Annotated in this window: 12 protein-coding genes; all 12 read right to left on the reverse strand. The window is 59.7% G+C overall.

What is annotated here, in order from left to right; genetic code table 11:
- Nucleotides 1-13 precede the first annotated feature (13 nt).
- From ACEN93_RS16250 to tssB, 12 genes are read right to left on the reverse strand one after another with little or no spacing between them, the layout of a single operon-like run.
- Nucleotides 14-1,540: a sigma-54 interaction domain-containing protein gene (locus ACEN93_RS16250; RefSeq protein WP_085747929.1), complete on the reverse strand. Its 1,527-nt coding sequence runs from the start codon at nucleotides 1,538-1,540 to the stop codon at nucleotides 14-16.
- A gap of 10 nt (nucleotides 1,541-1,550) precedes the next feature.
- A complete protein-coding gene (tssH, locus tag ACEN93_RS16255) occupies nucleotides 1,551-4,208 on the reverse strand; it encodes a type VI secretion system ATPase TssH (RefSeq protein WP_039765149.1) in 2,658 nt (885 codons plus the stop codon).
- An 11-nt stretch (nucleotides 4,209-4,219) separates the two neighbouring features.
- Complete coding sequence (gene tssG / locus ACEN93_RS16260; protein ID WP_039765146.1) at nucleotides 4,220-5,227, reverse strand: type VI secretion system baseplate subunit TssG; 1,008 nt, start codon at nucleotides 5,225-5,227, stop codon at nucleotides 4,220-4,222.
- Complete coding sequence (gene tssF / locus ACEN93_RS16265; RefSeq protein ID WP_011336593.1) at nucleotides 5,191-6,978, reverse strand: type VI secretion system baseplate subunit TssF; 1,788 nt, start codon at nucleotides 6,976-6,978, stop codon at nucleotides 5,191-5,193. Before tssF ends, tssG begins: the two co-directional genes overlap by 37 nt.
- A 27-nt stretch (nucleotides 6,979-7,005) precedes the next feature.
- Nucleotides 7,006-7,437 carry a hypothetical protein gene (locus tag ACEN93_RS16270; RefSeq protein ID WP_495611556.1) on the reverse strand — a complete coding sequence of 144 codons (432 nt, stop codon included), beginning with the start codon at nucleotides 7,435-7,437 and terminating at the stop codon, nucleotides 7,006-7,008.
- A 17-nt stretch (nucleotides 7,438-7,454) separates the two neighbouring features.
- A complete protein-coding gene (locus ACEN93_RS16275; protein WP_074689940.1) occupies nucleotides 7,455-7,898 on the reverse strand; it encodes a hypothetical protein in 444 nt (147 codons plus the stop codon).
- Nucleotides 7,899-7,947: 49 nt separating this feature from the next.
- A complete protein-coding gene (locus ACEN93_RS16280; RefSeq protein WP_074689938.1) occupies nucleotides 7,948-8,361 on the reverse strand; it encodes a hypothetical protein in 414 nt (137 codons plus the stop codon).
- Nucleotides 8,358-9,326 carry a DUF6402 family protein gene (locus tag ACEN93_RS16285; RefSeq protein ID WP_074689936.1) on the reverse strand — a complete coding sequence of 323 codons (969 nt, stop codon included), beginning with the start codon at nucleotides 9,324-9,326 and terminating at the stop codon, nucleotides 8,358-8,360. Before ACEN93_RS16285 ends, ACEN93_RS16280 begins: the two co-directional genes overlap by 4 nt.
- A gap of 57 nt (nucleotides 9,327-9,383) precedes the next feature.
- Complete coding sequence (locus ACEN93_RS16290) at nucleotides 9,384-9,908, reverse strand: PAAR domain-containing protein (RefSeq protein ID WP_495610264.1); 525 nt, start codon at nucleotides 9,906-9,908, stop codon at nucleotides 9,384-9,386.
- An 11-nt stretch (nucleotides 9,909-9,919) separates the two neighbouring features.
- Nucleotides 9,920-10,327, reverse strand: coding sequence for a type VI secretion system baseplate subunit TssE (gene tssE / locus ACEN93_RS16295; RefSeq protein WP_039765135.1), 408 nt, complete (start codon nucleotides 10,325-10,327; stop codon nucleotides 9,920-9,922).
- A gap of 9 nt (nucleotides 10,328-10,336) precedes the next feature.
- A complete protein-coding gene (tssC, locus tag ACEN93_RS16300; protein WP_011336600.1) occupies nucleotides 10,337-11,812 on the reverse strand; it encodes a type VI secretion system contractile sheath large subunit in 1,476 nt (491 codons plus the stop codon).
- Between the two features lie 28 nt (nucleotides 11,813-11,840).
- The gene (gene tssB / locus ACEN93_RS16305; protein ID WP_003229587.1) at nucleotides 11,841-12,344 is read right to left on the reverse strand and encodes a type VI secretion system contractile sheath small subunit; all 504 of its coding nucleotides are present in this window, start codon (nucleotides 12,342-12,344) and stop codon (nucleotides 11,841-11,843) included.
- Nucleotides 12,345-12,347: the final 3 nt, after the last annotated feature.

Genomic DNA, 12,347 nt, shown 5'->3' on the forward strand with positions numbered 1-12,347 from the left:
GACGGACTTTCGCCTACCCATCGAAATCACCCAGATTGATGTTCAAGCGGCCGAGCCGGTACAGCAGCGTGCGGCGCGGCAGGCCCAGTTCGCGGGCGGCGAGCGTCTGGTTGCCGTCGTTCTTGCGCAGGCAATCGAGCAGCAGATTGCGTTCGACCGCTTCCAGTCGTTCGCGCAGATTGAGGCCGCAGTGGTCTTCCGGCACCGGCGCCGATTCCAGACGCAGCGAGAAATGTTCGGCCAGCAACTCGCCGCCCTCGCACAACAGCACCGCCCGCTCGACCAGGCCTTTGAGCTCGCGCACGTTGCCGGGGAAGGTGTAGCCGGACAGGTGTTCAAGCGCCGCGTCCGACCAGCGCACCGGATCACGTTGCAGGAAAGTGCAGGCCTTATCGGCAAAGTGCTTGGCCAGGTCGAGGATGTCGCCTTCGCGCTGACGCAGGGCCGGCAATTCGATCGGGAATTGCGCGAGGCGGTAGTACAGGTCCTCGCGGAATTTTCCTTCGCTGACCAGCACCGATAGATCGCGGTGCGTCGCGGCGATGATGCGCACGTCGATCTTGTGGGTGTCGTTGGAACCCAGCGGACGGATCTCGCCTTCCTGCAACACGCGCAGCAACTTGGCTTGCAGCGACAGCGGCATGTCACCGATTTCGTCGAGCAACAGGGTGCCGCCGTTGGCCGCGTCGAACAGCCCGGCGCGGTCTCGATCGGCCCCGGTGAACGCACCTTTGCGATAGCCGAACAGCTCACTTTCCAGCAGGTTTTCCGGGAACGCCGCGCAGTTCTGCACGATGAACGCCTGGGACCGGCGCGGGCCGCAATCGTGGATCGCCCGCGCCACCACTTCCTTGCCGGTGCCGGTCTCGCCACGCAACAGCACGGTGTACGGGCTGTGCAGGACTTTGCTGATCAGCGAGTAGGTCTGACGCATTGCCGCGCTCTTGCCGATCAGGCCGTAGCCGCTGGCACTCGGCAGACTGCGCACGACCGGCGCGGCCGCATCCACTGGCTGGCGCAGACGTTGCAGCAGATGCAGCTGACCCAGCACGAACGAGCCGAGCTGGCCGAGAGAATCGGCAAACCCTTGCAGGTTGATGTGGCGACGGCTGGCGCACAGCAACAGGCCTTCGACGGCCTTCTGCTGATTGACCAGCGGCACGCACAACAGCGACTGCCACGGCGTGGACGACGCCGGCAGAAAACTGGTTTCGTGCAGGCTGCCGCCCAGGTCGTCGAAGCTCACCACGCGGTTCTGGCACAGGGCGAACTGCAACAGTTGCTCGCCGTTGTAGTCCGCCGGCAGACTCGCCGCGCTGCGCGGTTGCAGCACGCCGTCGAGGCATTCGGCGTTCATCCCCAGCGACGTGTGCGTGGCATCCAGCAAGTACAGCTGCGTCAGTTCGCAACCGCTCAGCCCGGCCAGACCGCGCACGAAGTCACCCAGCAGCGCAGCACCGTCCGCCGCGCGCGACAGGCTGGCGAACTGCGCCAGCAAGGCTTCGGCATAGAGCAGTGGCTGCGGCACTTGAGTGAACATCACACTCACCTCAGGCGAACTCGCAGGTCACGCTGGCTTCACCGTCGAGCGTCGCATGCACGCGCTTGAGGCTTTCACCGGTGGCCATGGCGTCGAGCAAGCGGTCGGCCACCAGCGGCAGTACGTGCTGGTCGAGCAAGTGGTCGATCAGGCGCGCACCGCTTTCGCTTTGCGTGCATCGCTCGGACAGGTGATCGACGAGGTTCTGGCACCAGGTGAAGTCCAGCTGGCGACGGTTCAGACGTTCGCCCAGACGACCGAGCTTGATCTCGATCAGCTCGCGCAGCACCGGGCCGCCGACCGGGTAGTACGGCACCACTTTCATCCGCGCCAGCAGCGCCGGTTTGAAGTGTTTGCTGAGCACCGGGCGAATGGTTTCTTCCAGCACTTCGGCGGTCGGACGCGCGCCGTCTTCGCAGAGGTCGCTGATCTTGTCGCTGCCCAGGTTCGAGGTCATCAGAATCAACGTATTGCGGAAGTCGATCTCGCGCCCTTCGCCGTCGTTGGCCACGCCTTTGTCGAAGATTTGGTAGAACAGGTTGAGCACGTCCGGGTCGGCCTTCTCGACTTCATCGAGCAGCACCACCGAGTACGGCTTCTGGCGCACGGCTTCGGTGAGCATGCCGCCCTCGCCGTAACCGACGTAGCCTGGCGGTGCACCGATCAGGCGGGAAACGGTGTGTTTCTCCTGGAACTCGGACATGTTGATGGTGGTGATGAAACGGTCGCCGCCGTATAGCAGGTCGGCGAGTGCCAGTGCGGTTTCGGTCTTGCCGACGCCGCTCGGGCCGACCAGCAGGAACACGCCGACCGGTGCGTCAGGCTTGTTCAGGCCGGCAGCGGTGGCGCGCATCGAGCGATCCAGTGCGTGCACGGCTTGTTCCTGACCACGGATGCGGGTGCGCAGGTCGGTGGCGAAGCTGGCGACCTTGGCGTTGTGTTCGCGGGCCAGTTGCGCCAGCGGCACGCCGGTCCAGGCGCTGATCACTTCGGCCACCAGACGCGGGCAGACTTCGAAGCTGACCAGACGCTCCTTGACCTGAGCGGCGGTCAGGGCGCTGTGGGTTTCGTTGAGTTGCGCTTCCAGCGCTTCGACGCTGAGGGCTTCGTCGACTTCGGCGGCGTGAGTTTCGATCACGGTGCCTTCGGCGTCTTCCTCAACGGTGACAACCGGCTCGACCGCAGCGGCTTCACGGGCCTTGGCCAGTTGCTGACGCAGTTCCAGCAGGCGCTCGGCCAGTTGTTTCTGCTCGGTCCACTGGGTTTCCAGTGCGACCCTTTCCGCTTCGGCTTCGTCCAGACGCGCTTCCAGTGCCTCCAGCGCTTCGTGGTCGATCAGCAGACCGGCTTCGGCATCGCGGCGCAGGGCCTGACGCTGACGGCCACCTTCAGCCAGCTCACCACGCAGGCGTTCCAGGCTTTCCGGAGCCGCAGCGAGGCTGATGCGAACACGGGCGCACGCGGTGTCGAGCACATCGACAGCCTTGTCCGGCAGCTGCCGACCGGCCAGGTAACGGGCGGACAGTTCCGCCGCGGAAACCACCGCGTCGTCACGCAGGTAGATGCCGTGGCTCTTTTCGTAGACCTGAGCCAGGCCACGCAGGATGGTGACGGCTTCGCTCACGGTCGGTTCGTGCAGTTGAACCGGCTGGAAACGACGGGCCAGCGCCGGGTCTTTCTCGAAGTATTTCTTGTACTCGGCCCAGGTGGTCGCGGCGATGGTGCGCAGTTCGCCGCGCGCCAGTGCCGGCTTCAGCAGGTTGGCCGCATCGGAACCGCCGGCATTACCGCCCGCGCCGATCAGGGTGTGGGCTTCGTCGATGAACAGGATGATCGGCTTCGGCGAGGCTTTGACCTCGTCGATCACGCCTTTCAGACGACGTTCGAATTCACCTTTGACGCTGGCGCCGGCCTGCAACAGGCCCATGTCCAGCGACAGCAGCTCGACGCCCTTGAGCACCTGCGGTACTTCACCGGCAGCGATGCGCGAGGCCAGGCCTTCGACGATGGCGGTTTTACCGACACCGGCTTCACCGACCACGATCGGGTTGTTCTTGCGGCGACGGGCGAGGATGTCGACCATCTGGCGGATCGCGCCATCGCGGCACAGCACCGGGTCGAGTTTGCCGTCGCGGGCCTGTTGGGTCAGGTTATGGGTGAAGCGCTCCAGCAGCGATTCGCCCTGGGCGGCCGGCTTACCGTTGGCCGCTGCCTGAGGCTGTTGCGACAGGGCAAATTCCTTCAGGCGATCAATGTTCAGTTTGGCGAGCAACGGCTGGTAGCGGCTGCCGGCGTAGCGCATCGGGTTGCGCAGCAGCGCGAGGATCAGCGCCGCGTCTTCGACCGAGGTCTGGCCCAGCTCAAGGTTGGCCACCAGCAGTGCGTCTTGCAGCCACTGCACCAGTTCCGGAGCGAACACCGGGTTGCGCGAAGCGCTGTGCTCGACCCGCGATTGCAGGGCGGCGCTCAGTTCGCCGGCATCAACGTCGGCATCCTGCAGTGCCCGCGAGAGCAAACCGTTCGGGCGCTCCAGCAGGCCGAGCAGCAAGTCTTCGACCAGAATCTTGCTGCCGCCACGGGCCACGCAGCGCTCGGCCGAACGCTCCAGATCGCGACGGGTTTCGGCGTCCAGCGCCTGGATGAGTTGTTGCAGGTCTACGTTGATCATGGCTCACGTCCTTAATGAATTTTGCTGCCCAGGGTCACCACGCCGTCTGCTTTCTCGCAGCCCAGCCAACTGGTCCACCCCAGGCGACAGTCGTTCTTCTCGCCAATGCGCAGTTCGCGGATTTCTTCCGGGCGCAGCACCAGGCGAATGTCGTAATCGAGCGGGTCACGCAGGGTGAACCGCACCAGCGCGCAGAGCGGCTGGTAACCGAAACCGATGGGCAGGAATTCGTGGAAGCGTTCCCAGTCGAGTTCGGTGATGTGAATGCGGAATTTGCCGCTGCGATCGCGCACGCGTTCGCCCAGCACCAGGTCTTCACCGAGCACGCTGTTGGCGAAGCCGAGGCGGTTGCGCTGTTCTTCGAGGATTTCCACGCGGCGCTCGATACATTGCTCGATGACCAGGTCTTCGTGCTTGAAGTAGTAACGCAGCACCGCTTCGATCAGCGCCGCCGAGTGCGCCCGCAGACTGAGCAGGCCGAGGTACGGCAGCAGGCGTTTCCAGTTCAGTTCCTTGGCCTTGCGGATCTCGTCGCCGCCGAGGCCGATCAGGGCGAACAGCTGCGAGGAGAACGGATCGACCGCGCCGCTCTGGAAGCTTGCGCGATAGCGGTACTTGCGCCAGATCGGCAGCATCAGCCGTTGCAGGCGATGGTGGAACAGGTCGAGGAAGTTGCGCGTCGGGTTGCCGTCTTCGCTGTCGCCCAGGGCTTGCTCGCCGTAGAACGCCGGCAGCGGCGAACCGGAACCGACCAGACCGATCAGGTTGAAGCGCAGGCGCGCGCGCATCTGCCCGTGCTCTTCGAAAAACTCCACGCGATCGACGTCGCTGCGCGGAAATCCGAGGCTCGGATTGGCCTGGAATTCCAGCTGGTCGTACAGGTCGTCTTCGCTCAGGTACGGGTGCGCATCGCGCAGCCGGTCGATCACCAGCAGCACGGCCTGAAACAGCGAGTACTCGCGTATTACCTTCGTCAGCCCGCTTAAAGCAGGGGCTGCAGGCCCATACGTGGTGTCCATTGGTACACCTCTCCCTGTGTGCTTTTTACCCGCAGCTCGTGGAATGAATTGAGACTGGCGTAAAGCGCGAAAAACTCGTTGAGAACCGAGGCGAAGACGAACAGATCGCCCTCACCGATATACCCTTCCGGGTCGATGGTCAGTTCGGTGCGCAGACCGCGTACCGGCAGACCACGGTGCAAGCGGTCCACGTGGTGATGCTTGATGTGCTTGAGGCCGCCCAGTAGGCGTTTGCTGACCTTCTCCGCGTGCTGGTCGTAGTAGCGCGGCAGGTCGTAGGTTTCGAGAATCACCTTCAGTGCATTGACGTCGGCCAGCGACAGATAGTTAAGCGACATGTTGCTGATCAGCTTCCACAGGAAGTCACGGTTCAGCGGCGGCGCGAAACTGGAAGTGGCCGGGGTGATGTTGCGGAAACTCAGGAACTCCGGGGTCTCTTCGCAGGCCATGCAGATCTGCCCGAGCTTGAGTTTGCGCGGCAGGTTCTGGTTGGTGCAGACCAGCTCGATCGACAGGGTTTCATGGGCTTCGGTGTGGCGGATGCCGAAGCTCAGGTAGGTGTCGAGACCGTCGTGCAACAGCGACGAGCGCTGACGGATGCTGTAATGCGGACGGCTGTTGGGCACGTCGAAACTAGGGTCGTGCTCGAAGGATTCGAACGGCACGTACTCCTGATAACCGAGCCCACCGGGCTTCCAGCCGGTCACGGTTTCCACCGAGAACACGCCGCAATTTTCCAGATCGTATTCGGCCGGCAGCAGCAGGTATTCGTCCTGTTTGCCGTCGAGGCGGATCGGCAGTGCGTCGTGCTTGAACAGATTGACGATCGGCGTGCAGAACAGCTTCACGTTATCCAGGGTCGGACGCATGCGCATGATGCCGCTCTTGCGGATGTCGAAACGCAATTCCAGGCCGCGCATCTGCTTGAGCGTGTCTTCCGGCAGCGCCTTGAGGATGTCGAGACCGTGGACATCGACGAACAGGAACTTGTCCTGGAAGGCAAAGTATTCCTGCAGATAGCGATAGCCGCGGAAGGTGTTCAGCGGATACGGGATCAACGCTTCTTCTTCGGCAAAGCCCACCGGCTTCACGCGGTCGCCCGGAATCTTGAACGCCATCGGCTTGCCGCTCACGCCATCGATCGGCTTGCCGGCGCCGTCGAGCGGGATCAGTTCGATGCCGTCGAGGTTGCGCAGCAGGCTCAGGTAGAGCATCTGGCTGATATAGCGCTCGCCGGCAAAGTGCAGGCGCAGTTTGCTCAGCTCCAGCTCGCCGAGGTGGCCGTCGGCACTCATCTCCAGGCGCAGGCTGAGCAGCGAGCCGTCACCCTTCACCGAGTAGTTCAGCGCGGCCAGATCCAGTGCCATGACTTCGGTCGGGTAGCAGGTGCGGAAACGGCAACGCACGTCTTCGATCGGCACGCTCTCGATCGGCGTGTCACGCTCGACCTTCAGCGCCGGCCCGGAACGCTTGAGCGGATCGAACTGCAGAATGCTGAACGCCGGCAGCGGACGCATGTAGTTCGGCCACAGCAATTGCATCAGGGAGTGGCTGAGCTCCGGCAACTCGTCATCGAGTTTCTGGCGCAGCCGCCCGGTCAGAAACGCAAAGCCTTCCAGCAACCGCTCCACATCCGGATCCCGCCCGGCCTGCCCCAGGAACGGCGCCAACGCCGGACTACGCTCGGCGAAACGGCGGCCCAGTTGGCGCAGTGCGGTGAGTTCGCTTTGGTAGTAGTGGTTAAAGGACACGGGTTACCTGCCTGGTAGTGGAACTCATCAAAAAAATATCCTGTAGAGCGCGACTGTCACACCGGCACACACGTAACCGCCGATCAGGAGGTACGGCACGAGCAGGATCCATCCGTAGGCCATGAAAGCATTGTCGAACGGCCCGACGACCAGGCTGCACAAGCCATAAAGCATCCATGGCACCGCGTAGAAAGGGATGAACTTCAACGGCGCCAACCAGATCATCCGCAGCGCCTGCTGCTCATTGCGGCTCTTCGCGGCCCGCGATACCCACAGCGCAAACAACAACAGTCCGGGCACGCCGAACCACAACAGATACACCCAGTGGGTCTCGGACGAATCGAATGTCGAATAATCGCCAATCCACAGGCCATAGGATGAAAATGCCAGCATGGCCAAGAATGGCGTCCACAAGGCACCCATGAAAAAACTCAGCTGCGCGCGGCTGAGGATGGGCATCTCGTTCGATACACCGATCACGGGCAGGCCCTCATCTTCGAAACCACGACCTGCGAAGCAATCGCAGGCAATGCCTGCCGCATCAACGCGCGCTTTTCCAGGCGCAGCTCAATGACCTGCGTGGCCAGAATCGCCAGCAACGTCACCCCGCCCTGAGCCACGGTGTAGAACAGCGCCCGCAACGGGTTGTCGGGCACCATCATGAATAGAATCCAAGAGACCATCAGCGCGAGCAGGCCGAGTTTTGCCCATAGGTTCGGGAACACAGCAACCAGTGCGTTCACCGCGAAAAAAATATAAATGAACATGTAATGTGCGATGCCGATGCCTACGCCACGGGTGGTGAAGCCGCCGTTGAATGCTTTGTAGGCAACGACCACTGCGTCGTTCAGGAAAACGTACGCAACACATCCAGCGGCATGGAAAGCCAGGTTCATGGCAACGCGGGCGTAGATGTTCATGCCGGCTTCACATTCCCGTACCAAGTACCTGCACCATGAATTGCGACCTTCAATTTTCCAAAACCTTGTAAGGGGTATTGCTAATAAAGAAATCCATCCAGTGCTTTCGTGGATTGGACAATGCCAGCGTGAACTGCTTACTTTTCTTGCTGAGCGCAATGAAGATAACGCCCACCGTTTCTTCATCCTCATCCGCACTCATATCCAACGAAACATCTGAAAACAGAGGAGTACGATAAACACGACCAGGGTCATTTAAGTCTGTGAAACGCAAATAAACTGAATCTCTCGGAGTTAAAATTGAACTCGCAGGAACAGACTCTATAAGGTACTGTCCGGACGGACTTTTTTTAGAGACATCAGACGCACGACTCAAAACACCATTTACAATGAAAGCAACAGCAATTACCAAACTAGCAAAAAGCGCTACAAAGCTTATAAAAGTCTTACGCCATGAATTCATTTGAAAAGGACCTCAATAGGCGCGACTGATACAGTTTCGTACAAGATGTCCGAATAAACGCGAAAGTCTCCGCCTTTTTTATTTTTATCCCGATAATCACGAAAATCGCTATTTTGAACAAGCATGTAATGTTTGCCTTCCAGTTCTCTATAACGACGTATGGCTTCTTCTTTTTGCTGAGGGGATTGCTGCCCCGTTACCTGCTTGTACGTTGACTCGGCCACCACAGAATTCATTTCGGCGGCCAGCTTTGCGTTTGTTTTAAAACCGACGGCGGGATCAGTAATCAATTTATCAAAGTTCCAGTAGCCTAGAACCTGACTAAAAAGAGCAATTCCATCATTAAAGTCGTATGCATCTTCAATATAAAAACCAATTTTTGATGGAGTAAAAACAATGCTCTTGCCTGTAACGACCACTGAGCCTTCGGCGATGACACGCAAATTAAAGTTAGCGAGTGCTGCTCGAAGCTCGTTTACGTCATCAGCACCGGTCTGCTCGAACTCGACAACTTTATTATTGGAGTAACCAAATTTTTCAGCAGCACTGGCCACTCCATTGAAAGCCAGTGGATAACAACCAGGAGCACTATTGGAAAAAGCCTTGCGCAATCTCTGCTTTATCAGATCGGTCCCAAGGGGACTATTCCAATTTGCCTTGAGTTGTTTGAATGCGGTATTTGCACGCTCAAACCCAAGGACCCAACTCATTTTTACTATGGACTCTTCGATGTACTCTGCCGGTGCAAAAGCTTCATGCCTTTTAACAGCATCATCCATCCCACCACTTTCGTTTGGCCACGGTTTGCCATTGAACCAATGGGCCATCAGATCCGCTGCAACAGGCCAGTTGATTTTTCTCATCGTGTTCGGAATATCAGTAATCTTGAACTGACGTGCAGTAGCAGTCTGGCCGGACTTGTTACTCGCCGGAGTCATTGTCGTTGCTACTGTCGTTGCAGCCATCTTCACATCCCTCTGATATCACTTCACGCAAATTTCGCCAGTTTTAAAGTTCAACAACTAAGCGAGAACAACCCTACTCTGTGGATCTATGATCAGCTCAACCGCTTCTGCAGTAGTGGAAAACACTTTTTGAGTTTTCCCGTCGGCACCTGTCACACCGTTTATGATTTTCCCCGAAGCTGTTTTAAGTGTGTATTCCACCCCAGCTAGCGGCTTGCCTGTCTCTTCGCAATTGATCACGAAGTGCTCGTTAAATGGCCATTTGAGTTCAACCGGCAACGGCGGCACAAACGGCGCCGGCGAATGTGAATTGCCGATAATCACCGTCCCGGAACCGGCAGTGACTTTGTTACCGTGAGAGCCCACGGAATCCACAGTGACAGCAGACTTGCCATTGATTTTCACCGTCGTGGCCAAACCGCCGACCATCGCACCACCACACGCCGAGGCATCGCCCTGGCGAGCGGCCGGGAGGCCGTCGAAGAACACGTCGCCGGAACCGGCGGCGATCGGGTTGGTGCCGTGGCCGGGGAGCGGGCAAGCGGTGGGGTCGGATACGCGTGCTGCAGGTTTGCCAGACATCGGGGTTCTCCTTAGTTGACCTTCACTTGACCGCTGCCATCCAGGCGCGCGGAGAAACTGACCTGACGCTTGAAACCCTCGACTTCCAGCAGGCCTTCGATGCTGAAGGCCAGGCGGAGCTGATCGTGGTCACGCGGCAGGGAAATGACACGCACGTTGCTCAGGCGCGGCTCGTAGGCTTCGATGAAGCTTTCGATGGCCAGGCGGGCCTGACTCAGGGAGTCGTGCAGGCTCAGGCGCATGTCATTGAGATCGGGCAACCCGTAGTCGGACAGCGTTTGCACGCTGCCGGCCCGGGTGCTGAGCATTTTGGCCAGATGGGCAGCCACCGACGCCATGGCCGAAGCCTCGAGGCTCCTGCCCTTGCGTAGTTCCGCGTCGCCGTTGAGGCGTTCGAAAAGGCTGCCGTATCCGTCCATGAGTCGCTCTTACTCTTTGTCCAGCTTGCCAACCAGCGACAGGGTGAAATCGGCACCCATGTACTTGAAGTGCGGACGCACGTTCAGGCTGACGCGGTACCAGCCCGGCTCGCCTTCAACGTCGCTGACGATCACTTGCGCAGCGCGCAGCGGACGACGGCCACGTACTTCGGCGCTCGGGTTTTCCTGGTCGGCCACGTACTGGCGGATCCACTTGTTCAGTTCCAGCTCGAGGTCGGTACGTTCTTTCCACGAACCGAGTTGCTCGCGCTGCAGCACTTTCAGGTAGTGAGCCAGGCGGTTGACGATCATCATGTACGGCAGTTGGGTGCCGAGCTTGTAGTTCAGCTCTGCAGCCTTGCCTTCTGCGCTGATGCCGAAGAACTTCGGCTTCTGCACCGAGCTTGCGGAGAAGAACGCCGCGTTGTCGGAGCCTTTACGCATGGTCAGGGAGATGAAGCCTTCCTCGGCCAGTTCGTATTCACGACGGTCGGAAACCAGAACCTCGGTAGGAATCTTGGTTTCGATTTCGCCCATGCTTTCGAAGTGGTGCAGAGGCAGGTCTTCAACCGCGCCGCCGCTCTGTGGGCCGATGATGTTCGGGCACCAGCGGAATTTGGCGAAGCTGTCGGTCAGCTTGGTGCCGAACGCGTAAGCGGTGTTGCCCCACAGGTAGTGCTCGTGGCTGTTGGCAACGTTTTCCTTGTACACGAACGATTTGACCGGGTTTTCTTCCGGGTCGTACGGGTTACGCAGCAGGAAACGCGGCACGGTCAGACCAACGTAGCGGGAGTCTTCCGAGGTACGGAAGCTCTGCCATTTGGCGAATTGCGGGCCTTCGAAGTGATCTTTCAGATCCTTCAGGTCCGGCAGACCGGTGAAGCTTTCCAGACCGAAGAATTTTGGGCCGGCGGCGGCGATGAACGGTGCGTGGGACATGCAGGCTACGCTGGACACGTACTGCATCAGCTTCACGTCCGGCGAGCTTGGGGACATGTAGTAGTTGGCAATGATCGCGCCAACCGGCTGACCACCGAACTGGCCGTATTCAGCGGTGTAGATGTGCTTGTACAGGCCCGACTGCATGACTTCCGGCGAGTCCTCGAAATCGTCTAGCAGGTCTTCTTTGGAGACGTTGAGGATTTCGATCTTGATGTTTTCGCGGAAGTTGGTGCGGTCGACCAGCAGTTGCAGGCCACGCCACGACGATTCCAGGGCCTGGAAGTCCGGGTGGTGCAGGATTTCGTCCATCTGACGGCTGAGCTTGGCATCGATCTCGGCGATCATGCGGTCAACCATGGCTTTCTTGACCGGCTCACCATTGTTCTGCGGCTTGAGCAGCTCTTCGATGAACGCCGACACACCGCGTTTGGCGATGTCGTAGGCTTCGTCGTCCGGCGTCAGGCGGGTTTCGGCGATGATGCTGTCGAGGATGCTGTATTCGCCGTTTTCTGCGGCGTTCTGTTGTGCTGCGCTAGTGCTCATTGTGTTGGCTTCCTTGGCTGCTGGAGTCTCAAGCGTCCGGAGCTGCGGCGTTCAGGCCCAGCTCACCGAGTACGCGACCGCGGGATTCATCGTCGGCGAGCACGCCTTCGATGGCTTTACGGAACGCAGGTGCGTTACCCAGCGGGCCTTTGAGGGCCACCAGCGCGTCGCGCAGTTCCATCAGTTTTTTCAGCTCAGGCACTTGCTCGACCAGGCTGGCCGGGTTGAAGTCCTTCATGGAGTTGACGCGCAGTTGCACAGCCAGCTCGTCGGCCTCGCCATCTTCCTGCAGACGGTTCGGCACGCTCAGCGTCAGACCCAGCTCTTGCTTGGCCAGCACTTCGTCGAAGGTCATCTTGTCGATGCTGATCGGCTTGCGATCCTCGATCTTGCGATCGTCCTTGCGGTGGGTGTAGTCACCGATTGCCAGCAGCTTCAGCGGCAGTTCAATCTCTTCCTGAGCACCGCCGGTGGCGGGTTTGAAGGTGACGTTGATGCGTTCCTTGGGGGCTACCGAGCCTTCTTTGGCCATGGC

The organism is Pseudomonas sp. Pseusp21, from assembly GCF_059492145.1.

What these genes read in the sequence shown, in the direction of transcription:
- ACEN93_RS16250 (WP_085747929.1), bottom strand. Translation starts at nt 1,540, where the DNA reads ATGTTCACTCAAGTGCCGCAGCCACTGCTCTATGCCGAAGCCTTGCTG.
- tssH (WP_039765149.1), bottom strand. Translation starts at nt 4,208, where the DNA reads ATGATCAACGTAGACCTGCAACAACTCATCCAGGCGCTGGACGCCGAA.
- tssG (WP_039765146.1), bottom strand. Translation starts at nt 5,227, where the DNA reads ATGGACACCACGTATGGGCCTGCAGCCCCTGCTTTAAGCGGGCTGACG.
- ACEN93_RS16270 (WP_495611556.1), bottom strand. Translation starts at nt 7,437, where the DNA reads ATGCCCATCCTCAGCCGCGCGCAGCTGAGTTTTTTCATGGGTGCCTTG.
- ACEN93_RS16275 (WP_074689940.1), bottom strand. Translation starts at nt 7,898, where the DNA reads ATGAACATCTACGCCCGCGTTGCCATGAACCTGGCTTTCCATGCCGCT.
- ACEN93_RS16280 (WP_074689938.1), bottom strand. Translation starts at nt 8,361, where the DNA reads ATGAATTCATGGCGTAAGACTTTTATAAGCTTTGTAGCGCTTTTTGCT.
- ACEN93_RS16285 (WP_074689936.1), bottom strand. Translation starts at nt 9,326, where the DNA reads ATGGCTGCAACGACAGTAGCAACGACAATGACTCCGGCGAGTAACAAG.
- ACEN93_RS16290 (WP_495610264.1), bottom strand. Translation starts at nt 9,908, where the DNA reads ATGTCTGGCAAACCTGCAGCACGCGTATCCGACCCCACCGCTTGCCCG.
- tssE (WP_039765135.1), bottom strand. Translation starts at nt 10,327, where the DNA reads ATGGACGGATACGGCAGCCTTTTCGAACGCCTCAACGGCGACGCGGAA.
- tssC (WP_011336600.1), bottom strand. Translation starts at nt 11,812, where the DNA reads ATGAGCACTAGCGCAGCACAACAGAACGCCGCAGAAAACGGCGAATAC.
- tssB (WP_003229587.1), bottom strand. Translation starts at nt 12,344, where the DNA reads ATGGCCAAAGAAGGCTCGGTAGCCCCCAAGGAACGCATCAACGTCACC.